Genomic DNA, 23,948 nt, shown 5'->3' on the forward strand with positions numbered 1-23,948 from the left:
GCCCCGGCGCAGCCGGCTCCGCGGCCCGCGCCGCCACGCCCGCGGCCGGTCCCGACGCCGACACCCACCCCGACGCCCACGCCGAAGCCGTCGGCCAGGCACGCCCCGAGTCCGTCCGCGACCCCTGTGCACTACCCGCCCTACCGGGCCGCCCCGCACAAGCGGGCGGCGCATGACTCCGCCCCCGCTCCGCTCACCTTCGTCCTGCTCATCGCGGTGCCCGCCATCGCCGCCGTCGCCGCGCTCCGTCCGCGTTGATCCTGGAGGTCCCTCTTGCCGGAATGGCTTGTTCTCACCCTCGCGATGCTGGCCGCCTGCTCCGTGGTGGTCATCATCACCCTCGTACGGCACCGCACGGCGCCCGACGACGAGGATCCCTCCGAGACCCCCGACGTCATCGAGTACATGACGATGTGGATCGGCGTGGTGTACGCCATCGTGCTGGGCCTGGCCATCGCCGGCGTGTGGGAGGCCCGCAGCGCCGCCCAGGACCATGTCCAGGCGGAGGCCGTGGCGCTGCACGAGGTCTCGGAGCGGGTCCGGGTGTATCCGGCCGACGTCCGCGACCGCATTCGGGACGATGTCAACGCCTATGTCGGACACGTCGTCACCACCGAGTGGAAGACCATGATGGATCACGGCTCCGTCACCGACCGCGGCACGCAGCTCCTTCAGCGCGTACGCGAGGACGTGACGGACTACGAGCCGAGGAACGACTTCGAGGCGCAGGCCTACCAGCCGGTCCTCGACCAGGTGACCGCGGCCGACCAGGCGCGCAACGCCCGCGCGAACTCGACCGGGGACACCATGCCCGGCGTGGTGTGGTTCGGACTGCTGGCCGGCGGTGTCGTCACCATCGGGATGGTGTTCGCCCTGCAGATCCGGCGCACGGCCCGTGAGCTGATCCTCGCCGGGCTGTTCTCCGCGCTGATCGCCTTCCTGCTCTTCCTCATCTGGGACTTCGACGATCCCTACAGCCGTGGCGTCACGGCGTCGGCGGAACCGTTCCTCGCGCTGTTCCCCCACGCCGGGGGCTGACGGGCCCTCACTCCGGGGGCGGCGACGGCCGCGGCGGCACTCGATGTGAACCCGCCACGCCGCCGCCGTCCCCCGGTCGCCCGAACGCCGTCCCCTGAGCGGCCCACACGCTTGCCCCATTCGGACGACACCGATCGCGCGGGTGTGCGCACCTTCCTAGCGTTTCGATCACCGAGGTGCATTTCTGGCGCAAGCGGAAAAGGTCCGCGACTGCTCCTCGGGGAGCGGGAGACACACCATGCGTGCGATACGCGTCGCTTCTGCAGCCCTGCTGGGCGTCAGCGCCCTCGCCGTGACCGCGCCCGCCGCGCAGGCGCAGGGCGACAACTCCGGTTTCTGGGCCAGTGTCCGGCCCACCACCGTCGATCCGGGCGAACACGTCCGGCTGCGCGCGACCGGGTGCGAGCAGAGTGTGACCGTCTCGTCGGGGGTCTTCGACACGGTCACCATCCACCGGGGGCGGACGACGGCCTGGGCCAGGGTCGACCGGGACGCCAGACCTGGCACCGTCCATGAGGTGTCGTTCTACTGCGGCACCTTCTGGCAGAGCGTCGATCTCACCATCGCCGGCGGCCGGCCGGACCGGCCGGACCGGCCCGATCACCCGGAGCACGGCGCGCACGCCGGTGAGGGCGGCACCTTCGCCGGACTGGACCTGAAGGAGATCGGCCTGGGCGCCGCGCTCATCACGGCCGCGCTCGGCACCGCGTACCACCTCTCCCGGCGCGGCACCGGCGAGGACGACGCCTGACACACCGGCAGCCGCACACGCAGACCTTCGCCCCGGATCCCCATGAAGGGGGCCGGGGCGAAGGTCTGCGCACGTGCGGCCTGTCTCCCGTTGTCGGCGGTTCACGCCGGACAGCGCGTCAGATCCGCTTCTCCGCCCGCCGCCGCATCCAGAACACCCCGCCGCCGACGAGGGCCACGGCGATCAGTCCGCCTCCGATGGCCATGTCGGTCGGCGTCGCGCCCGTGGACGTGCTGCCGCCGAGGCCGCCGCGGACGCCGCCGATGACGGAGAAGGCGTTGGGGTGGGTCAGGGGCCGGCCCGCCCCTCTGCAGGTGACCGTGATGCTGTGGGAACCCGGCCTCGCGTTCCGGTCGATCGTCGCGGTGCCCTTGGCCGTGCTGCCGCCGACCGGGGTCAACGTCGTGGGCCGGAAGGCGTCCGAGGTCGCGGTGCCGCCTTGCGGGCAGCCGTCGACGGTGATGGTCAGCTGCCCGCCGCGGGCGATGACGCTGGGCAGGGCGACAATGTTGCTCGGGCCGACGGGCATGCCGTCGCGTGCCGCGGCCACCGGGGCGGCCAGACCGAGGGCGGCGACCGCGGTGGCGGCGACCGCCAGGGTACGAGTGCTTCGCATGTGATCCTCCGCGGAAGACGCCCCGGGTACCGTCCCCGGTATCGATCGGCGAGAAAGCGCCTCCCAGAAAGACCCTCAGTTGCCGTGCCCGAGGCCGCATTTCGGCGATGGTCCGTCCTGGTGAGAGGACACGCCGGAGGACAACCCCACAATCGGAATTGTCGCAGGTCACGGACCGTCAGAATTTTCCGGCCGGTGGCAACTCGGATGGCGCACCGAATCAGTTCGGGCCACCCGTTCGTCTCTGCCCCGTCGCCGGTTTCGCCTGCGGGACTTAGCGTTTTCGTATGCGCGAATGACGTGGCGACGGCCGCGTCGAGAGGGGAAGTCGAATGTCCGGTTTCGAGCTGGCCGAAGAGGAGGAGCGACGGAGGAAGCGTGCTCCCTGGGGCGTGATAGCGCTTGTCCTGCTGACCGGTCTCGCGCTCGTCCGCAACGGATCCGGGGAGTTCGACGAGGGCCCGCCGCAGCCCGCCTCGGCGGCCGCCGCGGACCGGCAGCTGCCCGGCGCGGTGTTCTCCCGGGCCGCGCGGCCGCTGCCGTTCGCCCTGCCGGACCGGGTGCGCATCCCCGCGATCCATGTCGACGCGCCGGCGATCCCGGTCGGCCTGGACCTGGACGGCTGGGTCGGCGCGCCGCCCCCGGAGGACCCCAATCTGTCGGGCTGGTTCACCGGCTCCGTCTCGCCGGGCGAGAAGGGCACCGCGGTGGTCGTCGGCCATGTCGACAACCTTCAGGGGCCCGCCGTCTTCTACGGTCTCGGCTCGCTGGCGAAGGGAAATCGCGTCGAGGTCGTCCGCAAGGACGGAAAGACGGCCGTGTTCGAGATCTACGGCGTCGAGGTGTTCCAGAAGGACGACTTCCCCGGAGACCGCGTCTACGCCTCCAAGGGGACCGCGGAATTGCGGGTCATCACCTGCGGTGGCGGTTTCTCCAAGCAGACCGGATATGACGGGAACGTCGTCGTTTTCGCCAGCCTGGTCGAGGTCCGCTGAGCTCTCCGAGCCTTCCCCGACCGGGCGGCGAAAGCCGTCACGCGTAATGCCGTCGGGGGACGGTGACGTGATATCCGGCGTCCAGCAGCTGCGGCAGATAGGCGCGCAGTGCGCGGACGCTCTGGGAGCGGTCGCCCCCGGCGTCGTGCGAGAGCACCACGACGCCGGGGGCGGCGCCGTCCTCGACCCGGCCCACGATGGTGCGGGTGCCGGGGGTGGTCCAGTCCAGGGTGTCGACGGTCCAGGCCAGCGGTTCCATGCCCAGTTCGGCGCCGAGTTGGAAGGCGGCGCGGTTCCAGGCGCCGTAGGGGGCGCGGAACCAGGCGGGGCGCTCACCGTACGACTCCTCGATGATGTCGCAGGTGCGCTCCATCTCCCGCCGGACCCGTCCGCGGCTGAGCCGGGTGAGCAGCGGGTGGGACCAGGTGTGGTTGCCGACGACATGGCCCTCGTCGGCCATCCTGGCCACGAGGTCCTTGTTGTCGGCGACCATCTCGCCGCACACGAAGAACATCGCGCGGACGTCGTACTCGCGCAGGGTGTCCAGGATGTGTGGGGTGTAGCGGGCGTCGGGGCCGTCGTCGAAGCTCAGCACCATGGTGCGGCCGCGTGCGGACACCTGGAGCATGGGTTCACGGCGTACGAGGGTGCGGCGGGGGGCCGCCTTGGGCGGGCCGTACCCCGTCAGGGGCTGGAGACGGTACGAGGAGGGCTTGAGCGCGCTGCGCTTCTGGGGGCCCTGGGCCGGGGCCGGGGAGGCCCGGTGAACGGGCTCGTCGCCCGTGAACGTCGTGAACAGGCCCGCGGTGCCGGCGGCTCCGACGGCGGCGGCGCCGGCGAGCAGCGCGCGGCGTCGGGTGAGCAGACGCGGGGGCAGCTGATCCTTCGTCATGTCTGATGAGTCGCCCGGCGAGAGAGCGGCGCACCAGTGCGACACCGGAACGGGTGAGCGAATGCACTCGCGCGGACCAGCTGTCGTCAGGCGGTCAGCGGCGGCGCACCAGGGGGAACGGCAGGGTCTCCCGGATCGTCAGGCCGGTGAGGAACATGACCAGCCGGTCGACGCCGATGCCCAGTCCGCCGGTGGGCGGCATGGCGTATTCGAGGGCGTCGAGGAAGTCCTCGTCGAGTTCCATCGCCTCGGGGTCTCCCCCGGCGGCCAGCAGGGACTGGGCGGTGAGGCGGCGGCGCTGTTCGACGGGGTCGGTGAGCTCGGAGTAGGCGGTGCCGAGCTCGGTGCCGAAGGCGACGAGGTCCCAGCGCTCGGCGAGCCGGGGGTCCAGGCGGTGCTGGCGGGTGAGCGGGGAGACGTCGGTCGGGAAGTCCTTGTAGAAGGTGGGCAGCTGGGTCTTCTCCTCGACGAGCCGCTCGTACATCTCCAGGACGACGTCGCCGTGACCGTCCTCGGCGATGTACGGCACGCCTGCGCGGTCGCAGTACCGGTGCAGTCTGAGCAGTTCGGTGTCGGGGTCGATCTCCTCGCCGAGCGCCTCGGAGATCGCGCCGTACACGGTCTTGACCGGCCACTGGCCCGAGATGTCGTACTCCTTGCCGTCCTTGTGCGCGATCGGCGATCCGAAGGCGGCGCTCGCGCAGCCCTGGATCAGCTCGCGGACGAGGTCGAGCATCACGTCGTAGTCGGCGTACGCCTGGTAGGCCTCCAGGATCGTGAACTCGGGGTTGTGCTTGTAGTCGACGCCCTCGTTGCGGAAGGTGCGGCCGAGCTCGAAGACCCGCTCCACGCCGCCGACGCACAGCCGCTTGAGGTACAGCTCGGGGGCGATGCGCAGGTAGAGGTTGAGGTCGTAGGCGTTGATGTGGGTGGTGAAGGGGCGGGCGTTGGCGCCGCCGTGGATCTGCTGGAGCACCGGCGTCTCGACCTCCAGGTAGCCGCGCTGCAGCAGGCCCTGGCGCAGCGCCTGGACGGCGGTGGAGCGGGCGCGGACCGTGTCGCGGGCGGCGGGGCTGGAGACCAGGTCGAGATAGCGCATGCGGACCTTGGCCTCGGGGTCGGCGAGACCGCGGCGTTTGTCGGGCAGGGGGCGCAGGCATTTGCCGATGAGCTGCCAGGAGGTGACGAAGACGGTGGGTTCGCCCTTGTCGCTGGTGCCGGCCAGGCCGGTGGCGCTGATGAGGTCGCCGATGTCGGTGTCGGCGGTGAAGCGGTCGAGGGCGGCGCCGGAGTCCTTGCGGGTGAGGGCGAGTTGGTGGTCGCCGGACCAGTCACGCAGCACGGCGAAGACGAGGCCGCCGAAGTCGCGGACCAGCATGACCCGGCCGGCGACGGTGACCTGCTCGCCCGCACGGACCTCGGCGAGGGCGTGGGTGCGGGCCGGGATGCCCACCGGGTAGGGGTCGATGCCCTCGGCGCGCAGCCGGTCGAGGGTGTGGTGCCGGATGCGGACCTGCTCGGGCAGGCCCGTATCCGGCCCGGCCACCCCGGCCTCGTCCCCTCCTTCGAGGCCGAGCGCCGCCAGCGAGGGCAGTCCCTCGGTGGTGGCGGGGCGCGGTCCGTTCCTCGGGTGCCCCTTTCTGCGGAGCTTGTGCAGGGACGGTACGGAGACGAAGCCCTCGGCGATGCCGGACGCGAGGCTGATCCGGGCGAGGGAGGCGGCCTCGCCGTAGCAGATGAAGCGCGGGAACCACTGGGGCTGGTACTTGGCGTTGGAGCGGTAGAGGGCCTCCAGCTGCCACCACTTGGAGAAGAACAGCAGCAGGCGCCGCCACAGCCGCAGCACGGGTCCCGCGCCGATGCGGGCGCCCTCCTCGAAGACCGAGCGGAAGACCGCGAAGTTCAGGGAGATCTGGCGGATGCCGAGCTTGGGTGCGACGGCGCACACTTCGGCGACCATGAACTCCATGACGCCGTTGGGGGCACCGCGGTCCCGGCGCATCAGGTCCAGGGAGATGCCGTCCTTGCCCCAGGGCACGAAGGAGAGCAGGGCGAGCAGCTGACCGTCCTCGCCGAGGGCCTCCACGAGGAGGCAGTCGCCGTCGGCCGGGTCGCCGAGGCGGTCCAGGGCCATGGAGAAGCCGCGTTCGGTCTCGGTGTCGCGCCAGGCGTCGGCCTTGCGGACCACCTCCTCCATCTCCGCCTCACCGAGGGTGGAGTGGCGGCGGATACGGCAGTGGGCGCCGGTGCGCCGGACGCGGTGGACGGCCTGCCGGGTCACCCGCATGTCGCGGCCGTCGAGGTCGAATTCCTGCACCCGCAGGACCGCCTCGTCGCCGAGCTGGAGGGCGCCGAGTCCGGCACGGGCGTAGGCGGTGGCGCCGTCCTCGGAGGCGCCCATCGCGGCGGGCACCCAGGCGTGCCGGCGGGCCGCGGCCAGCCAGACGGCGATGGCGTGCGGCCAGGCCTCCCGGTCGCCGACCGGGTCCCCGCTGGCGAGGCAGACGCCGGCCTCGACGCGGTAGGTGACGGCGGCCTTGCCGCTGGGCGAGAAGACGACGGCCTTGTCGCGCCGGGTGGCGAAGTAGCCGAGGGAGTCCTTCTCGCCGTAGGCCTTGAGGAGGGCGCGGATGCGGGCCTCCTCGTCGTCGTGCAGGGCGGCCTCCATGCGCTGCGAGCGGAAGAGGGTCGCGGCGGCGTTGAGGAGAGCGAGCGCGCCGAAGAGGCCGAGCAGGAAGTACAGGGGGCGGGGCGGCCGTCCGTCGTAGGTGGTGCCGGAGACCAGGCCGCCGCAGACCCGGTCGGCGGCCCACGCCAGCCGCTGGCTCTGCGGCAGCGTGCCGGGGAACAGTTCGACGAGGCCCCAGCCGACCAGGATGCCGATGACGAGTCCGACGAGCAGGACGCCGAGGGCTCTTCGTACGGCCGCTCTGCGGGAGGCGGCGTAGAACTCCCCCCGGGCGACGACCAGCAGGGCGAGGGCGAGGCCGCACACGATGAGGGACGGGACGGAGTCGGCGTAGTCGCCGACGACCGTGCCGAGGATGTCGGACAGGACGAGCAGGCCCAGATAGATGACGACCAGCCACCAGGCGATCTTCTTGCGGGCGGCCGTCGCGGCGGCGAGCAGGAAGAGGAAGACGGCGTAGGCGAGGTTGGCGCTGACGGGGACGATGATCTGGTCCAGGGCACGCACGACCGGGCGCAGCGCGACCCGTAGCGGCGGGATGAGGGCGAGCAGGACGCAGAGCAGTCCGAGGGCGCCGAAGAAGGTCGCGAAACCTTCCGGCACCCTGCTCATCAGGCCGTGTCCGGGCGGCCGTGCCGGGCCCGTGACGTCCTTGTCCCGCGCGGCCTCCACGGTGGCACTCATGTTCCGACTGTAGGAAGCCCCCGGCCTCCTCGCCCGTCGAGCGTCCCGGCCGGCGGTGGGACCTGCGGCTTCCGATAGCCTCCTGTTCGTGACGGAACAGCACTCGCACCAGTTCGAGCGGGGCACGGACGGGCCCAAGGTCATCGTGGTCGGAGTGGACGGCTCGGACTCCTCGATGCGCGCGGCCTCGTACGCGGGAGGCCTCGCCCGGCGGCAGAACGCCCTGCTCGCCATTGTGTACGTGCAGCCGGTGATGACGGCGGGCGCGGCGCTCGGGGCCCCGGTCGCGGACACGACCAGCGAGATCGCCGAGGATCTGATCGCCCAGATCCGGGACGCGGCCGAGCGGCTCAAGGGGATATTCGACGTCCGCTGGGAGTTCCACACCTTCCAGGGCGACCCCTACAACGGGCTGGTGACGGCGGCGGACGACCTGAAGGCGGACGCCGTGGTGGTGGGCGCCTCGGAGCAGGCCGGGCACCGGATCGTCGGTTCGGTCGCGATTCGGCTGGTCAAGGCGGGGCGGTGGCCGGTGACGGTGGTGCCGTAGCTCGCGTCCCCGGCGCACGAGCTGCGGCGCCACCGTCAGCCACCGTGTGCGGGCGACGGGTATCGCCCGGAGTCACAGGCTCCGCAGGAAGTCGAGCAGGATCTTGTTGAAGACCCCCGGCTTCTCCAGGTTCGGGTAGTGGCCGACCCCGTCGACGACCTCGGTGCGGCCGTCGCGGACGGTGGCGGCGAGCCGCTCGGCCGCGGCGAGCATGTCGGCGGGTTCCAGGCCGCCGTTGAGGGCGAGCAGCGGGGCGGTGATGTCCGCCGCACGCGCGAAGGTGTCCGCCACGGGCACCAACCAGTCCTTCTCGCCCGGCGTGTGCTTCGACAGCGTGCCGCGGGCCAGGTCCCGGATCAGGCGCAGGCTGTCCTGGTCGACGTCGTCGACGGTCCGCCCCGGACCGGGCAGGACCTGCTCGAAGGCCTCGAGCCAGCCCTCGATGTCCCCGGCGGCCAGGGTGCGCGCCATCTCCGCCTGTAGGCCTCGGTTGAAGGGATCCGTGTACCGGAACTCCCCGGTCGCGGCACCGCAGGTGACGACGGCGCGGACGAGTTCCGGGTACTCCAGCACGGTGTTGGTGACGACCAGCCCGCCCATGGACAGGCCGACGAGGACCGCGGGGCCCGCGTCGAGGTGGCGCAGCAGGCCGGCTACGTCGTCGGCCCAGCGGAAGGGCTTGCTCGCGTTGGCGGAGGAGCCGTGACCGCGTACGTCCAGGGCGATCACGCGGTGTCCGGCGGCGGCGAGGGCCGGGATCTGGGCGTGCCAGAGCCGATGGTCGACGAACCCGGAGTGGACGAGAACCACGAGGTCCCCGGAACCGGTGTCGAGGTAGGCGAGGTCGCCGTCGGCAGAGGGAAAGAAGCGCAGATCCGAAGCGTTCATCACTGTCGTCATGACAACCAAGGTGTCATCTTCGGAGCGGTTTGGCAACCAAGGTGTCATGATGGCCCGGTGACCGACTCCGACAAGCCCCTCTCCCCCGACGAACTCGGCCACCGGATCAGCGAGGTGTTCGACCTGATCGGCGCGCTCTACCGGCGCGGGCTGCGCAAGCTCGAACAGGGCGAAGAGGTCGAGGGGGTGTCCGTCGGCGTGCGCTCCGTGCTGGTGCTGCTGCACAGATACGGGCCCATGACGGTGCCCCAGATGGGCCGGGTCATGGCACTGACCCGGCAGTTCGTGCAGCGCATGGTCAACGACACGGTGGCCAGGGGCTGGGCCGAGGCCACCCCCAACCCCGCGCACCAGCGGTCCTCGCTGATCCGGATCACGGCCGAGGGCGAGACCGTCATCACCGCGATCCTCGCGCGCGAGCACGCCCTGAACCGGCAGGTCGGCGGTGATCTGACCGAAGCCGAGCTCCAGGCGTGCGCGCGCGTACTGAAGCAGATGCTGAAGACCTTCGACCACGGCGGGGACGTGGACTGACCTACTCCCCCATGACGAGCCCGTCCTCGCCCGCGCCCCGGCTCAGCACCACGTCCCGGATCTTGTCACGCACGCCGCTCAGTTCGGCGCCCTTGGCGATGGCCTGGTTGAGATTGAGCACCCGGCCGGCGTCGATGTCGAACAACTGCGGGACGTACTCGGCCTTCGCCACCTCCCACCGGCCGCCGACCCGGGCGGGCGGCGTGAAGGTGAAGCGGGCGAGGGTGGACTCGTTGCCGCGCGGGTCCTGCACGCCCTGGTGGTTGTACATCGCGCCGGCGACCTGGTCGCCCATGCCGTAGACCACCCAGGTGCCGTTCACCTTCTCGTAGGCCTGTGGCACATGGGCGTGGGTGCCGAGGATCAGGTCGATGTCGGGGCGGTCGCCGGTGCGGGCGGCGGTGAGCTCACGGGCCAGGGTCAACTGGTCCTCGTCGGGGTCGTCCTGCCATTCGGTGCCCCAGTGCATCGACACGACGACCACGTCGGCACCTCCCTTCCGGGCGGCGCGGGCGTCGGCCAGGATCTTCTCCCGGTCGATCAGGTTGACCGCCCAGGGCTGCCCCGGCGGGAGCGGGAAGTCGTTGACGCCGTAGGTGTAGGCCAGGTGCGCGATCTTGGCCTGGCCGGCGCGCAGGACGGTCACGCCCCGTGCCTCTCCCGAGGTGCGGGCCGTGCCCGCGTGCCGCACCTTCGCCTGATCGAGGGCGTTCAGGGTGCGCAGGATGCCGGCGGCGCCGTCATCGAGGCTGTGGTTGGAGGCGGTGGAGCAGCCGTCGTAACCAGCCGAGGCGATGCCCCGGGCCACCTCCGGCGGGGACTTGAAGAGGGGGTAGCCGGTGTAGTCCCCGTTCTCGCCGTAGACGGTCTCCATATGACACAGCGCCAGGTCGGCGCGGGAGACCACGGATCGCACGCCTGCGAACATCGGGCGGAAGTCGTACCCCTTGCCGCCCGCGTCGAAGCGCGCGCGATCGTTGATGGCGGTGTGCGGGAGGACGTCGCCGGAGGCGACGAGGGTGAAGCCTCGGGGACCGGCGGAGGGGGCAGGGCGCCCCGAGGCCTCGCGGTTGTGGGCCTGGCAGGCGGCACCTGCGGCAAGCATGGCCGTGACGGCGATGGCCACAAGCCGACTGCGTGCGATCATCAGCTCACCCCTCGTGGTCGTATATACGCACCAAAATAGGTACGAAATATGGCACTCTCGCAAACAATCCGGCCGTTTCCATTAGCCCGTCCGGCTCGCCCCGCCTTGCGGAAGGGACCGTTCGTCGAACCGTTCGCCGACGCGATCGACCGTCCGCCGCAGATCCGTGTGTGCTCCCTGTCCGAGAGCTGCCACCTGCGATGCCATACGGCCATGACGGCCGGAATCACCCTCACGAACGGGACGACCGCCGAGCACGAGCTCGCCGCACTGCAGCGCGAGCACGGCCGGCCCCTCTTCGCGCTCCTGCTCCGGCTCTGTGACGGCGACCGGCAGCGTGCCGAGGACCTGGTGCAGGAGACGCTGGTGCGCGCCTGGCAGCATCCCGAGGCCCTGCGCGCCGACGACTTCGACTCGGTGCGGCCCTGGCTGCTGACCGTCGGGCGGCGGCTCGCGATCGACGCGCGGCGGGCGCGGCAGGCGCGGCCGCCGGAGGTCGGGGACGCGATCCTGGAGAACGCGCGCGTGATCTCCGACCACGCCGAGCGGGCCGCCGAGATGCTCGACGTCCGCGAGGCTGTGAAGACTCTCACTCCCGAGCACCGTGAAGTCCTGGTGCTCGTGTACTTCCGAGGGGCGAGTGTTGCGGAGGCCGCGGAAACACTTGGAATTCCGCCCGGTACGGTGAAGTCCCGCGCGTACTATGCGCTGCGCGCCCTGCGCCGGGTGCTTCCGGGGTACGCAGCCGACCTGCAGTGAAACCGACGGCTGAGTCAAACCTCCGTAAAGCGCCTTGCTGAATACCCCGGTTGAGTAATCGGCTGTCCTCATCCGTGTTCCGGATTGGGCAAGGGCCCAGGGCCCCGGGGTAGGGCGACGCACTCACCGGAGGAAGGCAGGAAGGGATGCTGCACAGAGGTCAGGAGAGCACGGACGGCACCGGTGGCGGTGAACTGACCGTCCCCATGGCGTGGTTGTACGCCGAGTACATCGCCGACGAGCTGCTGCGCACGGGCGATCTCATGCCGCCCACGTCCTTCGAGTTCCGCGCCGGGCGTGACGCCCTGGCGCTGACCATCTTCCTGTCCGACACCGACGGCGAGCTCTCCGGCATCCGGGTGGTCACCCAGCTGGAGACCTGGCTGTCGCTGACGGCCTACGACCAGCCGTGGCAGGACTGGGTGCGCGAGCGCATGGCGAGCCTCGCGAAGGAGGCGGCCGAGTCCGGCGGGCCCGCGCCCGACCTGGAGCTGGCCGAGGCGGCCTGGCGCTGGCTGCAGGAGACCGAGCTGCTCGCGCCCGACCTGAACGCCGTGCCGGGCGGCGGTGCGCTGGTCGGTGAGGACGAGGGACCGAAGGTGTGGACGCCGGCGTGGCAGCTCGGACTGCCGCTCGGACACCTCGCCATCCATCTTTTTTGAGTTCTTTCCCTCTCGGACCAATCCTCGACGCCGACCGCTCCGAATCCCTTGGTTGCGATTCTGTATAGGCCTTGAGTGATTCGACTGTCTGGTGCGTACCAGTGGGCGCAAGGAGTAACACACCCCACACCCAACGGCACGAGGATTCGGCATGAGGTCCCTGGAGAGGCATCGCGACGTCGCCGCGTACGCGCTCGGCGTGCTGAACGAGGCGGAGGCATTCCGCTTCGAGGACCACCTCATGGAGTGCCCCCGCTGTGCGGCACACGTGACCGAGTTCGGGCCCATCACCCGCCAGTTGATGCTGTACCGGCGGTCCACGCCCCAGTTCGTGCACCCCATGGCCAAGCCGGGCCCGCAGATGCTGAACCGGCTGCTCGAAGCGGTGGCGGTCCGCCACCGCGCCCGGCGCCGGCGCACGCTGTACGCCGTGGCCGCCTCGGTCGTGATCGCCCTCGCCGCACCCGGCGTCGCGATCATGGCGGGCGGCGACGACAGATCCGTTCAGATCGTCGAGGCAACCGACGATCGGTCCGGGGTGTGGGCGCAGGTCACGACCGAGAACGAGATGTACGGCAGCCAGGTGGAGCTGAAGGTGAAGGACGGTGCGGGCCCCCGCCCCTGCCATCTCATCGCCATCGGCCGGGACGGCTCCGAGGAGACCGTGACCAGCTGGTCCGTGGCCCACCACGACGCCCGCGAGAACACCATGACGGGCGCGTCCGCGATGCACTCCGACGAGATCGTGCGCTATGAGGTGCGCACGGCCGACGGGGAGCATCTGGTGACGCTCAAACCGCGTTAGCGAATCCGTGGATCCCGGAATCACTCACGGAGATCGGAGGGCTCGGACCGCTCGGCGAGCAGGGCCCGGGCAGCTTGCAGCGTGCTGCGCAGCTCCGGCGACATGAACCGCGCCGGAGCCAGGATGTCGATGATCCGCGCGCACTCGGGCTCGGTGGTCGCGAGGGGCGCGCGGGGGAATGCAACGGCGATCGGCCCGGCGCAGACCCGCCGGTCGTCGCCGTTGTAGAACAGGTCGAAACGCAGACGGTAGAGCTCGCGGATACGGTCCGGCGCCGTCACATGCAGGCGGATCTCGAACCGGTCGGCGTCGCCCGCTGGAATGACCTGGGAGAGGGCCTTCTCCCGCACGGGGTGGTAGGGCCAGCGAGGGGGCGACAGTTCGATGTCGTACGTCGCGGACGAGGGCATCGCCGCCATCAACTCCATCCGGCTGAAGCCGAATGAGCCGGCCTCCTCCACTTCCAGCTCCAGCCGCTTGAGGACCGCGGTACTGCCGCCCCGGTTGCGCAGCTTCACATCCAGAACGACGACATGGGACCACGTGTCGGCGGCGTCATAGCGCCCCTCCCAGCTGTGGACCAGGGTGGACTCCCCTTGTCCGGCAGATACGTCCACGAGCTCCAGCTCGGCTTCGCGCGGACGCCGCGCCCGTAACGCCGCCCATGCGCCGATCAGCGCGGCGATGATTCCGCCGGTCGTTCCCACAAGCGCCTCAACCATGGGGCGACAGTAGAGCGCTACGACTGGCCGCCACGAGGGTTTGACCAAGTAGTACAGCCGCCGTGCAATGCAGCCGTACGGAGTTACTTCAGCAGCCGCGACATCCTGCGGTCCGCCAGCGGTTTCCCGCCCGTCTGGCACGTGGCGCAGTACTGGAGCGAGGAGTCGCTGAAGGAGACCTCGCGGATGGTGTCGCCGCAGACGGGGCAGGGTTCGCCGGTGCGGCCGTGGACCCGCAGGCCGCTCTTCTTCTCGGCCTTGAGGCGGCCGGCCGCCAGCCCGCGCGAGCGTTCGACCGCCTCGGTCAGGGTCGTCCGCAGCGCCTCGTACAGCCGTCGCGTCTCGTCGGGGGTCAGTGACGCCGCCAGCTTGAACGGCGACATCCTGGCCGCGTGCAGGATCTCGTCGCTGTAGGCGTTCCCGACTCCGGCGATGAGGCTCTGGTCGCGCAGGGCGCCCTTGAGCCGGCGGCGCTCGTCCTTCAGCAGCGCCGCGAAGCGCGCCTCGTCGAAGCCGTCGGCCAGCGGGTCCGGGCCCAGCCGGGCCACGCCCGGGACCTGCTGCGGGTCCTGGACGACGTACACCGCGAGGCGCTTTTGCGTGCCCGCCTCCGTCAGGTCGAAGCCGGCGCCGGTCTCCAGGGCGACGCGCAGCGCCAGTGGGCCCTTGCCGGGGCGGGGCATACCGCTCGGGAGCCGGTCCTTCCAGTGGAGCCAGCCCGCGCGGGCCAGATGGGTCACCAGATGCGGGCCGTCGGCCGTCTCCAGGTCCAGGAACTTGCCGTAGCGGTGTACGGCGGTGACCTCATGGCCCTCGACTGCGGAGACCGGCGGGTCGTACGTCTTGAGGACGCTGATCGCGACGGGCAGCACCCGCACGATCTCGTGCCCGACCAGGTTCTCGGTCAGGAAGTCCTTGAGCGCTTCCACCTCGGGGAGTTCCGGCATACGTCCAGAGTGCCATCCGGCGCCGACAGTGCCGGGTGGGTCCGCGGACGCGCCGCGTCGGGTACGGCGGTCAGGGCCGCTCCGGCACGACGAACTCGCACCACACGGCCTTGCCGCCGCCCCGCGCCTCCACGCCCCACACGTCCGTGAGCAGGTCGACCAGGAGCAGACCGCGGCCGGAGACGCCCGACTCCCCCGCGTCACGGCGGCGCGGCAGGGCGCTGGAGGAGTCCTCGACCTCGACACGCAGCCGGCGTTCGGAGCCGGCGAGGACCCGCAGGGTCACCACGGCGGAGCCCTCGGTGTGCATCAGGGCGTTGGTGATCAGCTCGTCGGCGACCAGTTCGATCTCGTCGGCGCGGTCGGCGGCGCCCCAGGCGCGCACGGCGGCGCGGATCATGTGCCGGGCCGCGGTGAGGGCCTCGGGGTCGCCGGGCGCGACGTGCTGCTGGAGCCGGCCGCCGGCCTGCGGGGCGTCCAGGACACGGCGGCGCATCAGGAGCAGGGCCACGTCGTCGTCGCCGCCGCGTTCCTCGGCCACGTCGATGAGGCGGTCGGCGAGGTCACGGACGTCGTCCGGGCCGGAGGCGATGAGCGCGGTGAGGGTCTGCATGCCGTCGTCCAGGTCGGCGCCGGGCTGTTCGACCAGGCCGTCGGTGCACAGCAGCAGGGTGTGGTCGGAGTCCAGCTCGATCGTGCCGACGGGGTACTCGAGCTGCCCGAACTCCGCGGACAGGCCGAGCGGCAGCCCGCCCTCGACGGAGACCCGTCGGCAGGCGCCACCGGGCTCACGGACCAGCGGGTCGATATGGCCGGCCCGCACCACCTGCATGACGCCGGTGGACAGGTCGGCCTCGGCGTACAGGCACGTAGCGAAGCGGTCGGTGTCCAGTTCGTGCAGGAACACCGAGGCGCGGGCCATCACCGTGGCCGGGGTGTGCCCCTCGGCGGCGTAGGCGCGCAGGACGATGCGGAGCTGGCCCATGACGGCGGCGGCATGGGTGTCGTGGCCCTGGACGTCGCCGATGACGGCGCCGACCCGGCCGCCCGGCAGCGGGATCAGGTCGTACCAGTCGCCGCCGATGTCCCGGCCGAGGGAGGCGGAGCGGTAGCGCACGGCGACATCGGCGCCGGGCACGCTGGGGATGGTGCGGGGCAGCATGGCCTGCTGGAGGCCGGTGGCGAGGTCCTTCTCCTGCTCGTAGAACATGGCCCGCTGAAGGCTCTGGGCGATGCTGCTGCCGAGGGCGAGGAGCACGTTGCGGTCCTCGGCGGAGAAGCCGTGCCGGTCGTTGTAGAGCAGGCCTATCGCGCCGATGGGCCTGGCCTGGGCTATCAGCGGCATGTAGGCGGCGGATGTGATGTGCAGGTCGGTGATGTGCGGCCAGAGGACCGGGTAGCTGTCCGCGAACTCCTCGGGCGACTCGATGAACCGCGGGCTGAGGGTCCGTACGACCTCGCTCATGGGGTACTGCTCGTCTATCCGGGTGACCAGGGTGCCGGGTACGAAGCTGCCGGAGGGGCCCTCGGCGACCAGCCGGATGCGGCCGGCCTCGACCAGGCCCATGACGAGGCTGGTGGCGCCGAGGTGGGTCAGGCCGTGGGTGTCCTTGAGGATGTCGATGACGTCCTGGATGGTGCGGGCGTGGGCAAGGGCGGCCGTGGTCAGCTGGACGACGCTGGTCTGCTGGCGGCGGGCCTCGTCCTCGTCCGCCTGCTCGCGCCGCTCCTCGCGTTCGGCGAGCTCGTCGGTGGCGTCCCGGACGACGCCGACGATGCGCCGGGGACGGCCGGTCTCGTCACGGCGGATGTAGCCCTGGGTGTGGGTCCAGCGCAGGGTGCCGTCGCGGCAGCGGATGCGGAAATAGGCGCCGTAGTTCTCGCTGCCGTCCTTCATGGCCTGGGAGACCAGGCCGTCCAGCCGGTAGCCCTCCGGCCGCGGCACCCGGATCGCCAGGGTCATGGGGTTGCCGTCGTATTCGTCGGGGCGCAGGTCGAAGACCTCGTGGGCCTGGGCATCCATGTGGAACACACCGTTGTCCAGGTCCCAGTCGAACGTGCCCATGCGATTGAGCGCCAGGATCGGGTCCGGGTGGGCGGGCCAGTCGTCCGGGAGTGACAGGGCGCTCGCTCCCCGATCAACCATGGGGCCACCTTGCCAGGATTTGCCGGATTCTTCGRCTGGGGCGACGGAACCGTCCTCGCTCACCGTACGGACCGCGCCCCGGCGTCGGTCAGCCGTCGAAGACGTCGGTGGGGCTGCCGAAGATGCTGTCGGTGGCGCCCGGGTCGTCCGGGATCAGCCCATCGCCGTCGGGCGCGTCCGGGCTGTCCGGGACGGCCTCGGGGCCGACCTCCTGCGAGGAGCCCGGGGAGGTCTGCGGGGGCGGCGCCGTGGCGGTGGCCGTGGGGCAGTCCGTGGACCGGGGGTCCGACGGGGCCCTGGCCCGCATGTCGTCCGTGGCCCCGGGGGTGACGGTGACGTGCGGGGTCACGCAGTCGGCCGGCGGCTTCTGCGGGGAGGCGCTCTCACCGGACGGGGAGGTGCCTTCGCCCGACGGGGAGGCGCTCTCGCCCGACGGGGGCGCGCTCTCGTGGGTGGGCGTCGCGCTGTCCTGTCCGGGCAGGTCGCCGGAGGGGCTGTCGTGCGGGTGCGGCACCCGGGGCGGCGGCACCGGCTTCGCCGGCGGTACGACATGGTCGTGGTCGTGGCCCCGATGGCCGACCGGCCGCTCGATCCAGGTGTTGTCGACGACGTTGATGATCGTGATGTCGTTGATCACCTGGGTCGCCGGCGCCACCACGACCACCCGGGCGGGCCGGTACCCGGACCAGGCCCGGCCCCTGACACCGGCCTGGGCCTGCGTCCCGACCGGCGGGGCGAGCGGGTTGCCGCAGGCGCAGCGCACACGCGGCACTCCGTGGTTGTCGACGAGGACGGCGGTGCCCGCCTGGAGGACGGACTGGTAGCCGGTGCCCATGCCGTCGCGGAACCCGTGGTTGGTGACCCGGGTGTCCGCCCGCAGCACGACCGAGGTCAGCCCGCGCAGATAGCCGGGTATCGACGCCTGGGAGACGCCCGCGCTCTGCGCGAACACGCGGCCCCTGGCCCGGTCGGAGGCCAGCGCGTCGACCTGCCGCCGGATGTCGCAGCTCCCGGCCCCGCGGGTGCCGCCGTACAGGCCGGGCGTCTCGCCCGACAGTAACTGGGGTCCGGTCCGCGCCGACTGTGCCGGCTGCGGCGTTCGGGCGAGGGGCGAGGCGACGGCCGGGGCGGTCGCCGTGGAGTCCGTGAAGGGATCCGGACCCTGGTCGGCCGCGGGCTGGAGGAAGACCTCCCCGCTCGATGCCGTGCTCTCGTCGCTGCCGCCGCCACACCCGGCGACGAGGAGCGCCGCCGCGAGCGCGCAGGCCGTGACCATGGTTCGGGTGGGTGTCCGCACCACGTCCTCCCGCCGGTCGTCAGGAAATTCGTCACCATTGTCTGCTTCACTCACATGGGTTACGCAAGCGGAGAAGTGGTATACGGAGAGTCACCCAGGGCAAGGGGCGCGGGCGCGTGGGGGCGCGACAATGAGGAAAGGAGGCGTACGGCCGTGGACTGGTTCGTCGCACCGGACTACTGGACGAGCCGGCTGGTCTTCCAGCGGGCTCTGGCCGGCGTGTACCTCGTCGCGTTCCTGACGGCGGCCCTTCAGTTCCGGGCGCTGATGGGCGAGCGCGGGATGCTGCCCGTGCCGCGCTTCGTCGCGCAGGTGCGCTTCAGGGCCGCGCCGAGCCTGTTCCAACTCCACTACTCGGACCGGTTCTTCGCCCTGTGCGCCTGGTCCGGTTGCGCGGTGTCGGCGGCGCTGCTGGCCGGGCTGGACTCGGTGGTGCCCCTGTGGGGCGCCATGCTGCTGTGGCTGGTCCCGTGGGCGCTGTATCTGTCGATCGTGAACGTGGGCCAGACCTGGTACTCGTTCGGCTGGGAGTCCCTGCTGCTGGAGGTCGGCTTCCTCGCCGTCCTGCTGGGCAACGACGAGGTGGCGCCGCCGATCGTGGTGCTGTTCCTGCTGCGCTGGATCCTGTTCCGCGTCGAGTTCGGGGCGGGCCTGATCAAGATGCGCGGCGACGCCTGCTGGCGCAAGCTGACCTGTCTGGACCACCATCACGAGACCCAGCCGATGCCGGGCCCGCTGAGCTGGTTCTTCCACCATCTGCCGAAGCCTGTGCACCGGGTCGAGGTGGCCGCCAACCACTTCACGCAACTCGTCGTGCCCGTCCTGCTCTTCACCCCGCAGCCGGTCGCGACGGGCGCCGCCGCCCTGATGATCGTCACCCAGCTGTGGCTGGTCCTGTCGGGCAACTTCTCCTGGCTGAACTGGATCACCATCGTGCTGGCCCTGTCGGCGCTGGGCCTCCCGAGCGATCCGCCGTCGCTGCCGGACGCGCCGCTGTGGTACGAGGTCGTGGTCCTGACGGTCGCCGCGCTGCTGCTGTTCCTCAGCTACCACCCGGTCGCGAACATGATCTCCCGCCGTCAGATCATGAACCGCTCCTTCGACCCGCTCCACCTGGTCAACACCTACGGAGCGTTCGGCAGCGTGAGCAGGATCCGCTACGAGGTGGTGATCGAGGGCACCGCCGACGACATGCCGCGTGAGGACTCGGACTGGCGGGAGTACGAGTTCAAGGGCAAGCCCGGCGATCCCCGGCGCTGGCCTCGGCAGTTCGCGCCGTACCATCTGCGGCTGGACTGGCTGATGTGGTTCGCGGCGCTGTCGCCCGCCTACGCCGGGTCGTGGTTCGGCGCCCTGGTGAAGCGGCTCCTGGAGAACGACCGCGACACGCTGAAGCTGCTGCGCCGCTCGCCCTTCCCGCCCGACGAGCCGCCGCGCTATGTCCGCGCCCGCCTCTTCCGCTACCGGTACACGACCTGGCGGGAGCTGCGGGAGACGGGCGCGTGCTGGCAGCGGACGTATGTGCGGGAGTATCTGCCGCCGACGCGGGTGGCGGGGGTGGCTCAGAGGTCGTAGACGCGGGTGGCGGTGGTTTCGAAGATCTGCGTGCGCTCGGCCGGTGCGGTCAACTCCTGTGCCACAGCGAGCACTTGCTCGTACGAGGCCGCGAGCGTGCACACCGGCCAGTCCGAACCGAACATCAACCGGTCCGGCCCGAAGGCGTCCAGGGCCACCTCGGCGTACGGACGCAGGTCGTCGGGCGTCCAGGTCGCCGGGTCGGCCTCGGTGACCATGCCGGAGAGCTTGCAGACGGTGTTGGGGAGGGCGGCGAGGGCCCGGAGGTCGGACGCCCAGGGTTCGCGGCCCCCGGAGGCGATCGGCGGCTTGCCCAAGTGGTCCAGGACGAAGGTGAGTCCGGGCAGGCCGGCCGCCGCCTGGGCGCAGGCGGGCAGCTGGTGCGGCAGTACGACCAGGTCGTAGACCAGCCCGGCATCGGCGACGGCGGCCAGTGCGCGCCGTACGTCCGCGCGCAGCAGCCACTGCGGGTCGCGCTCGCCCTGGACCTGGTGGCGGATGCCCTTGAGATACCGCCCGCCGGGCAGCTCCCGCAGCCGGGCCAGCTCCTCGGCGACGTCCGGGCGGGTGAGGTCGGTCCAGCCGACGACGCCCGCGATCAGTTCGTGCTCGGCGGCAAGGGCCAGGAACTCGGGGGTCTCCTCGGCGACCGTGACCGTCTGGACGAGCACGGTACGACCGACTCCGGCCGCCCCCGCCTCGGGGGCGAGGTCGTCGACCGAGAAGTTCCTTCTCAGCGGCTGGAGTCCGGGACCGGTGATCCAGTCCTGGTCCCGTACGGACAGGTCCCAGACGTGGTGGTGGGCGTCGACGATCGTCACGGCAGCTCCCAGACGACGGGCAGGCCGGCGTCCGCGCCCCCGTCGGAGTAGTCGTGCACGACGTCGAGAAGCTCGGCCATGCGGGCCTGCCAGGCCACGTTGACCGGCAGCTTCTCCAGTTCGGCGAGCAGTCGGCCGTAGTCCTCGCACTCCAGGACGTGGAAGAGGTCGGTGCCGCTGCGCCAGATCGTCCAGGAGGTGGCGCCGGCGGCGCGGATCGCGTCCGTGAGCTCGACCGGCACCTCCCGGTGAGCGGCCTCGTACGCGGCGACACGGTCCGCGCGGACCTTGGTGTGCAGGGCGACTCTCATCGCGGCTCCTCGGCGACCAGGAGTCCGGTGTCCCGCAGCTCCTGCCAGAAGGCGGCGGGGACCGGTGCGGCGAACTGATCGACGCAGTCGTGGACTTCATCGGCCGAGCGGGCGCCGACCAGGACGCTCGCCACCGCCGGGTGGGCCATGCAGAAGGCCAGCGCGGCGGCTCGCAAGGTGATGCCGTGACGCCGCGCGATCTCCTTCATGCGCAGGGCCCTGTCCAGCAACTCAGGGGGTGCCTCGGCGTAGTTGTACGTCGCCCCCGGCTTGGGATCCGCGAGCAGACCCGAGTTGAAGGCGCCGCCGATCACCACGGAAACGCCTCGCTCCACGGCGGCGGGCAGCAGTTCCGTGAGCGCGCTCTGGTCGAGCAGCGTGTAGCGGCCCGCACACAGCACCACGTCGACGTCCGTGTCGCGGACGAAGCGGGTGAGCATCTCCGCCTGGTTCATGCCGGCGCCGATCGCGCCGACCACCCCCTCCGAGCGGAGCTTCTCCAGGGCCGGGTAGCCCTCCCGGAAGGCCTGCTCGGCGTGGTCGTCGGGGTCGTGGAGGTAGACGATGTCGACGCGGTCGATGCCGAGCCGTTCCAAACTGGCGTCCAGGGTGCGTCGTACGCCGTCCGCGGTGAAGTCCCAGACGCGGCGGTGCGTGGCGGGGACGGCGAAGCCGTGTCCCAGGTCGCCGCCGCCGCCGGCCTGTGGTTCCAGACGGCGGCCCACCTTGGTGGAGACCGTGTACTCCTCGCGCGGGTGCTCGCGCAGGGCCGCGCCGAGGCGGCGTTCGGACAGTCCGAGGCCGTAGTGGGGTGCGGTGTCGTAGTAGCGGATGCCGCGCTGCCAGGCGGCGGACACCGTCTCGTGCGCCTGCTCGTCGGTGACCTCGGTGTAGAGGTTGCCGATGACAGCGGCTCCGAAGCCGAGTCCCCGGGGGAGGCTCACCGGCCCACCGGTCGCAGGCGCAGGCCCTGCATGCCGCCGTCGACGGCGAGGGCGGTTCCGGTGGTGGCGCCGGAGAGCGGGCTCGCCAGGTAGGCGACGGCGCCCGCGACTTCGGCGGCCGAGACGAGACGGCCGGTGGGCTGGCGGGCCTCCAGCGCGGCGCGTTCGGCGCCCGGGTCGGCCGCGGCGTCGAGGAGGCGGCCGACCCAGGGGGTGTCCACCGTGCCGGGGTTGACGCAGTTGACGCGGATGCCCTCACGGACGTGGTCGGCGGCCATGGCGAGGGTGAGCGAGTACACGGCGCCCTTGGTCGCGCTGTACAGCGCCCGCTGCGGGAGTCCGGCCGTGGCGGCGATGGAGCAGGTGTTCACGATCGCCGCGTGCGAGGAGCGGCGCAGGTGGGGCAGGGCTGCGCGGGCCACCCGGACCATGCCGACGACATTGACGTCCATGACCCGGTGCCACTCGGCGTCGTCGTTGTCCTCGACGGTGCCCTGGGCGCCGATGCCGGCGTTGTTGACCACCACGTCCAGTCCGCCGAGGTCGGCCACGGCGGCGGCCACGGCCTCGCGTACGGAGGTGTCGTCGGTGACGTCGGCGCGGAAGGCGAGCAGCGGCTTGTCGACCGAGGACGGGTCCAGGTCCAGTACGGCGACCTGGGCACCGCGCGCGGCGAGCAGTTCGGCCGTGGCCCGGCCGATGCCGGAGGCGCCTCCCGTCACCAGCGCCTTGAGACCGTCGAAGTCGCTCATGCCGCGTGCCCCTTCTTCTGCGTCTGGAGGTCGGCGGCCCAGAAGGCGCCGTCCGGGAACGTGTAGCGCTCGATCGACTCGGGCCGCATGGCGGCGGAGAAGCCCGGCGCGGTGGGTGCCGTGTAGTGACCTTCCCTGATGACCACCGGGTCGAGGAAGTGGTCGTGGAGATGGTCGACGTACTCGATGACGCGGTCCTCGGTGGTGCCGGTGACCGACACGTAGTCGAACATCGACAGGTGCTGGACGAGTTCGCACAGGCCGACGCCGCCCGCGTGCGGGCAGACCGGGACGCCGAACTTGGCGGCGAGCAGCAGGATGGCGAGGTTCTCGTTGACTCCGCCTACGCGGGCCGCGTCGATCTGGACGACGTCGAGGGCTCCGGCCTGGAGGAGTTGCTTGAAGACGACCCGGTTCTGGACGTGCTCGCCGGTGGCGACCTTCACCGGGGCGACCGCCTCGCGGATCGCGGCGTGGCCGAGGACGTCGTCGGGGCTGGTGGGCTCCTCGATCCAGTACGGGTCGAACTCCGCGAGGGCCTTGGTCCAGCGGATGGCCTCGGTCACGTCCCAGCGCTGGTTGGCGTCGATCGCCATGCGGATGTCCGGCCCGACGACCGAGCGGGCGACGCGGCAGCGCCGTACGTCGTCCTCCAGGTCGGCGCCGACCTTCAGCTTGATCTGCCGGAAGCCGTCGGCGACGGCCTCGGCGGCGAGCCGCGTGAGCTTGTCGTCGTCGTAGCCGAGCCAGCCGGCGGAGGTGGTGTAGGCCGGGTAGCCGCGCTCCAGCAGCCGGGCCGTGCGTTCGTCCGTGCCCTCCCGGCCCCGGCGCAGGATCGCCAGCGCTTCCTCGGGGGTGAGCGCGTCGGTGAGGTACCGGAAGTCGATCTGGCGGACGATCCACTCCGGGTCGGCGTCGGCGAGCAGCCGCCACAGCGGCTTGTCGGCGCGTTTGGCGGCCAGGTCCCACACGGCGTTCATGACCGCGCCGATCGCCATGTGCATCACGCCCTTCTCGGGGCCGAGCCAGCGCAGCTGGCTGTCGCCGATCAGGTCGCGGTTGAGGGTCCCCGGGTCGGCGCACAGCTCGTCGACGGACCGGCCCACGACATGGCCGCGCAGCGCCTCGATCGCGGCGACCTGGATCTCGTTGCCCCGCCCGATGGTGAAGGTGAATCCGTGCCCCTCGTGCCCGTCGGCCCCGTCGGTGCGCAGCACGACGTAGGCGGCCGAGTAGTCCGGGTCCGGGTTCATCGCGTCGGAGCCGTCGAGCTCGCGCGAGGTGGGGAAACGGATGTCGTAGGTGTCGAGCGCGGTGACGCGGACGCGAGCGCCGGGGGTGCCGGAGGTCGGGGACACAGAGGGCCTTTCGGTCGGTGGCGGGAAGGCGCGCGCCTCGCCGGCGAGGCGCG

The 23,948-nt window shown here is 71.4% G+C and carries 23 protein-coding genes; 9 read left to right on the forward strand and 14 right to left on the reverse strand.

Annotated features, from left to right (window positions below; all coding sequences use genetic code 11):
* Window positions 1-273: 273 nt before the first annotated feature.
* Together EAO75_RS31575 and EAO75_RS31580 are read left to right on the forward strand one after the other, a co-directional pair.
* Window positions 274-1,038 carry a DUF4239 domain-containing protein gene (locus EAO75_RS31575; RefSeq protein ID WP_147998560.1) on the forward strand — a complete coding sequence of 255 codons (765 nt, stop codon included), beginning with the start codon at window positions 274-276 and terminating at the stop codon, window positions 1,036-1,038.
* Window positions 1,039-1,276: 238 nt separating this feature from the next.
* Entirely contained in the window at window positions 1,277-1,789 is a 513-nt protein-coding gene (locus tag EAO75_RS31580) for a hypothetical protein (protein WP_147998561.1), read from the forward strand.
* A 118-nt stretch (window positions 1,790-1,907) separates the two neighbouring features.
* Here the strand turns inward: EAO75_RS31580 and EAO75_RS31585 are convergent, their stop codons facing one another.
* Window positions 1,908-2,405, reverse strand: coding sequence for a hypothetical protein (locus EAO75_RS31585; RefSeq protein ID WP_147998562.1), 498 nt, complete (start codon window positions 2,403-2,405; stop codon window positions 1,908-1,910).
* A gap of 332 nt (window positions 2,406-2,737) precedes the next feature.
* On the opposite strand from EAO75_RS31585, the gene EAO75_RS31590 reads away from it, so the two are divergent.
* The gene (locus EAO75_RS31590; RefSeq protein ID WP_147998563.1) at window positions 2,738-3,400 is read left to right on the forward strand and encodes a class F sortase; all 663 of its coding nucleotides are present in this window, start codon (window positions 2,738-2,740) and stop codon (window positions 3,398-3,400) included.
* Between the two features lie 37 nt (window positions 3,401-3,437).
* Here EAO75_RS31590 and EAO75_RS31595 read toward each other — a convergent pair whose 3' ends face one another.
* Together EAO75_RS31595 and lysX are read right to left on the reverse strand one after the other, a co-directional pair.
* Window positions 3,438-4,292 carry a polysaccharide deacetylase family protein gene (locus EAO75_RS31595; RefSeq protein WP_147998564.1) on the reverse strand — a complete coding sequence of 285 codons (855 nt, stop codon included), beginning with the start codon at window positions 4,290-4,292 and terminating at the stop codon, window positions 3,438-3,440.
* Between the two features lie 94 nt (window positions 4,293-4,386).
* On the reverse strand, window positions 4,387-7,665 hold the full coding sequence (gene lysX / locus EAO75_RS31600; protein ID WP_147998565.1) for a bifunctional lysylphosphatidylglycerol synthetase/lysine--tRNA ligase LysX: 3,279 nt from the start codon (window positions 7,663-7,665) through the stop codon (window positions 4,387-4,389).
* 88 nt (window positions 7,666-7,753) lie between these two features.
* On the opposite strand from lysX, the gene EAO75_RS31605 reads away from it, so the two are divergent.
* The gene (locus EAO75_RS31605; protein ID WP_147998566.1) at window positions 7,754-8,215 is read left to right on the forward strand and encodes a universal stress protein; all 462 of its coding nucleotides are present in this window, start codon (window positions 7,754-7,756) and stop codon (window positions 8,213-8,215) included.
* A 72-nt stretch (window positions 8,216-8,287) separates the two neighbouring features.
* Here EAO75_RS31605 and EAO75_RS31610 read toward each other — a convergent pair whose 3' ends face one another.
* Window positions 8,288-9,115: an alpha/beta fold hydrolase gene (locus tag EAO75_RS31610; protein WP_410092497.1), complete on the reverse strand. Its 828-nt coding sequence runs from the start codon at window positions 9,113-9,115 to the stop codon at window positions 8,288-8,290.
* A 57-nt stretch (window positions 9,116-9,172) separates the two neighbouring features.
* Between EAO75_RS31610 and EAO75_RS31615 the strand changes: the two genes are divergently transcribed.
* Entirely contained in the window at window positions 9,173-9,649 is a 477-nt protein-coding gene (locus EAO75_RS31615; RefSeq protein WP_147998568.1) for a MarR family winged helix-turn-helix transcriptional regulator, read from the forward strand.
* A gap of 1 nt (window position 9,650) precedes the next feature.
* Here the strand turns inward: EAO75_RS31615 and EAO75_RS31620 are convergent, their stop codons facing one another.
* The gene (locus EAO75_RS31620; RefSeq protein WP_147998569.1) at window positions 9,651-10,796 is read right to left on the reverse strand and encodes a CapA family protein; all 1,146 of its coding nucleotides are present in this window, start codon (window positions 10,794-10,796) and stop codon (window positions 9,651-9,653) included.
* 213 nt (window positions 10,797-11,009) lie between these two features.
* On the opposite strand from EAO75_RS31620, the gene EAO75_RS31625 reads away from it, so the two are divergent.
* The 3 genes from EAO75_RS31625 (at window position 11,010) to EAO75_RS31635 (ending at window position 13,022) form a co-directional block, all read left to right on the forward strand.
* A complete protein-coding gene (locus tag EAO75_RS31625) occupies window positions 11,010-11,555 on the forward strand; it encodes a sigma-70 family RNA polymerase sigma factor (RefSeq protein ID WP_147998570.1) in 546 nt (181 codons plus the stop codon).
* 146 nt (window positions 11,556-11,701) lie between these two features.
* Window positions 11,702-12,217, forward strand: coding sequence for a hypothetical protein (locus EAO75_RS31630; RefSeq protein ID WP_147998571.1), 516 nt, complete (start codon window positions 11,702-11,704; stop codon window positions 12,215-12,217).
* 151 nt (window positions 12,218-12,368) lie between these two features.
* On the forward strand, window positions 12,369-13,022 hold the full coding sequence (locus tag EAO75_RS31635; protein WP_147998572.1) for an anti-sigma factor family protein: 654 nt from the start codon (window positions 12,369-12,371) through the stop codon (window positions 13,020-13,022).
* Between the two features lie 20 nt (window positions 13,023-13,042).
* On the opposite strand, the gene EAO75_RS31640 is transcribed toward EAO75_RS31635, so the two are convergent.
* From EAO75_RS31640 to EAO75_RS31655, 4 genes are all read right to left on the reverse strand, one after another.
* Window positions 13,043-13,744 (reverse strand): hypothetical protein, encoded by a 702-nt coding sequence (locus EAO75_RS31640; protein WP_147998573.1) that lies wholly within the window; start codon window positions 13,742-13,744, stop codon window positions 13,043-13,045.
* 83 nt (window positions 13,745-13,827) lie between these two features.
* Window positions 13,828-14,691 (reverse strand): Fpg/Nei family DNA glycosylase, encoded by an 864-nt coding sequence (locus tag EAO75_RS31645; protein ID WP_147998574.1) that lies wholly within the window; start codon window positions 14,689-14,691, stop codon window positions 13,828-13,830.
* A 70-nt stretch (window positions 14,692-14,761) separates the two neighbouring features.
* Entirely contained in the window at window positions 14,762-16,837 is a 2,076-nt protein-coding gene (locus EAO75_RS31650) for a SpoIIE family protein phosphatase (RefSeq protein WP_147998575.1), read from the reverse strand.
* Window positions 16,838-16,925: 88 nt separating this feature from the next.
* Entirely contained in the window at window positions 16,926-18,134 is a 1,209-nt protein-coding gene (locus EAO75_RS31655; RefSeq protein WP_147998576.1) for a DUF6777 domain-containing protein, read from the reverse strand.
* Between the two features lie 153 nt (window positions 18,135-18,287).
* On the opposite strand from EAO75_RS31655, the gene EAO75_RS31660 reads away from it, so the two are divergent.
* Window positions 18,288-19,709 (forward strand): lipase maturation factor family protein, encoded by a 1,422-nt coding sequence (locus EAO75_RS31660; RefSeq protein WP_147998577.1) that lies wholly within the window; start codon window positions 18,288-18,290, stop codon window positions 19,707-19,709.
* Here the strand turns inward: EAO75_RS31660 and EAO75_RS31665 are convergent.
* Genes EAO75_RS31665 through EAO75_RS31685 form a run of 5 tightly spaced genes read right to left on the reverse strand, consistent with a single transcriptional unit; the run spans window position 19,697 to window position 23,895 of the window.
* Window positions 19,697-20,530: an amidohydrolase family protein gene (locus EAO75_RS31665; RefSeq protein WP_147998578.1), complete on the reverse strand. Its 834-nt coding sequence runs from the start codon at window positions 20,528-20,530 to the stop codon at window positions 19,697-19,699. The genes EAO75_RS31660 and EAO75_RS31665 overlap by 13 nt on opposite strands.
* The gene (locus EAO75_RS31670) at window positions 20,527-20,841 is read right to left on the reverse strand and encodes an L-rhamnose mutarotase (RefSeq protein WP_147998579.1); all 315 of its coding nucleotides are present in this window, start codon (window positions 20,839-20,841) and stop codon (window positions 20,527-20,529) included. Before EAO75_RS31670 ends, EAO75_RS31665 begins: the two co-directional genes overlap by 4 nt.
* Window positions 20,838-21,785, reverse strand: a complete 948-nt coding sequence (locus tag EAO75_RS31675; protein WP_147998580.1) for an aldo/keto reductase — start codon at window positions 21,783-21,785, stop codon at window positions 20,838-20,840. The genes EAO75_RS31670 and EAO75_RS31675 overlap by 4 nt, the downstream gene beginning before the upstream one ends.
* Window positions 21,782-22,537, reverse strand: coding sequence for an SDR family NAD(P)-dependent oxidoreductase (locus tag EAO75_RS31680; protein WP_147998581.1), 756 nt, complete (start codon window positions 22,535-22,537; stop codon window positions 21,782-21,784). Before EAO75_RS31680 ends, EAO75_RS31675 begins: the two co-directional genes overlap by 4 nt.
* Complete coding sequence (locus tag EAO75_RS31685) at window positions 22,534-23,895, reverse strand: L-fuconate dehydratase (protein WP_147998582.1); 1,362 nt, start codon at window positions 23,893-23,895, stop codon at window positions 22,534-22,536. Before EAO75_RS31685 ends, EAO75_RS31680 begins: the two co-directional genes overlap by 4 nt.
* Window positions 23,896-23,948: the final 53 nt, after the last annotated feature.

This window comes from Streptomyces sp. UW30 (genome assembly GCF_008042075.1).
Classification (GTDB): Bacteria; Actinomycetota; Actinomycetes; order Streptomycetales; family Streptomycetaceae; genus Streptomyces.

Excerpts from the sequence above, each read along its gene's own strand:
- EAO75_RS31620 (WP_147998569.1), bottom strand. The coding sequence starts at position 10,796 with ATGATCGCACGCAGTCGGCTTGTGGCCATCGCCGTCACGGCCATGCTT.
- EAO75_RS31580 (WP_147998561.1), top strand. The coding sequence starts at position 1,277 with ATGCGTGCGATACGCGTCGCTTCTGCAGCCCTGCTGGGCGTCAGCGCC.
- EAO75_RS31635 (WP_147998572.1), top strand. The coding sequence starts at position 12,369 with ATGAGGTCCCTGGAGAGGCATCGCGACGTCGCCGCGTACGCGCTCGGC.
- EAO75_RS31640 (WP_147998573.1), bottom strand. The coding sequence starts at position 13,744 with ATGGTTGAGGCGCTTGTGGGAACGACCGGCGGAATCATCGCCGCGCTG.
- EAO75_RS31610 (WP_410092497.1), bottom strand. The coding sequence starts at position 9,115 with ATGACGACAGTGATGAACGCTTCGGATCTGCGCTTCTTTCCCTCTGCC.
- EAO75_RS31590 (WP_147998563.1), top strand. The coding sequence starts at position 2,738 with ATGTCCGGTTTCGAGCTGGCCGAAGAGGAGGAGCGACGGAGGAAGCGT.
- EAO75_RS31595 (WP_147998564.1), bottom strand. The coding sequence starts at position 4,292 with ATGACGAAGGATCAGCTGCCCCCGCGTCTGCTCACCCGACGCCGCGCG.
- lysX (WP_147998565.1), bottom strand. The coding sequence starts at position 7,665 with ATGAGTGCCACCGTGGAGGCCGCGCGGGACAAGGACGTCACGGGCCCG.
- EAO75_RS31630 (WP_147998571.1), top strand. The coding sequence starts at position 11,702 with ATGCTGCACAGAGGTCAGGAGAGCACGGACGGCACCGGTGGCGGTGAA.
- EAO75_RS31625 (WP_147998570.1), top strand. The coding sequence starts at position 11,010 with ATGACGGCCGGAATCACCCTCACGAACGGGACGACCGCCGAGCACGAG.
- EAO75_RS31645 (WP_147998574.1), bottom strand. The coding sequence starts at position 14,691 with ATGCCGGAACTCCCCGAGGTGGAAGCGCTCAAGGACTTCCTGACCGAG.
- EAO75_RS31585 (WP_147998562.1), bottom strand. The coding sequence starts at position 2,405 with ATGCGAAGCACTCGTACCCTGGCGGTCGCCGCCACCGCGGTCGCCGCC.
- EAO75_RS31650 (WP_147998575.1), bottom strand. The coding sequence starts at position 16,837 with ATGGTTGATCGGGGAGCGAGCGCCCTGTCACTCCCGGACGACTGGCCC.
- EAO75_RS31670 (WP_147998579.1), bottom strand. The coding sequence starts at position 20,841 with ATGAGAGTCGCCCTGCACACCAAGGTCCGCGCGGACCGTGTCGCCGCG.
- EAO75_RS31680 (WP_147998581.1), bottom strand. The coding sequence starts at position 22,537 with ATGAGCGACTTCGACGGTCTCAAGGCGCTGGTGACGGGAGGCGCCTCC.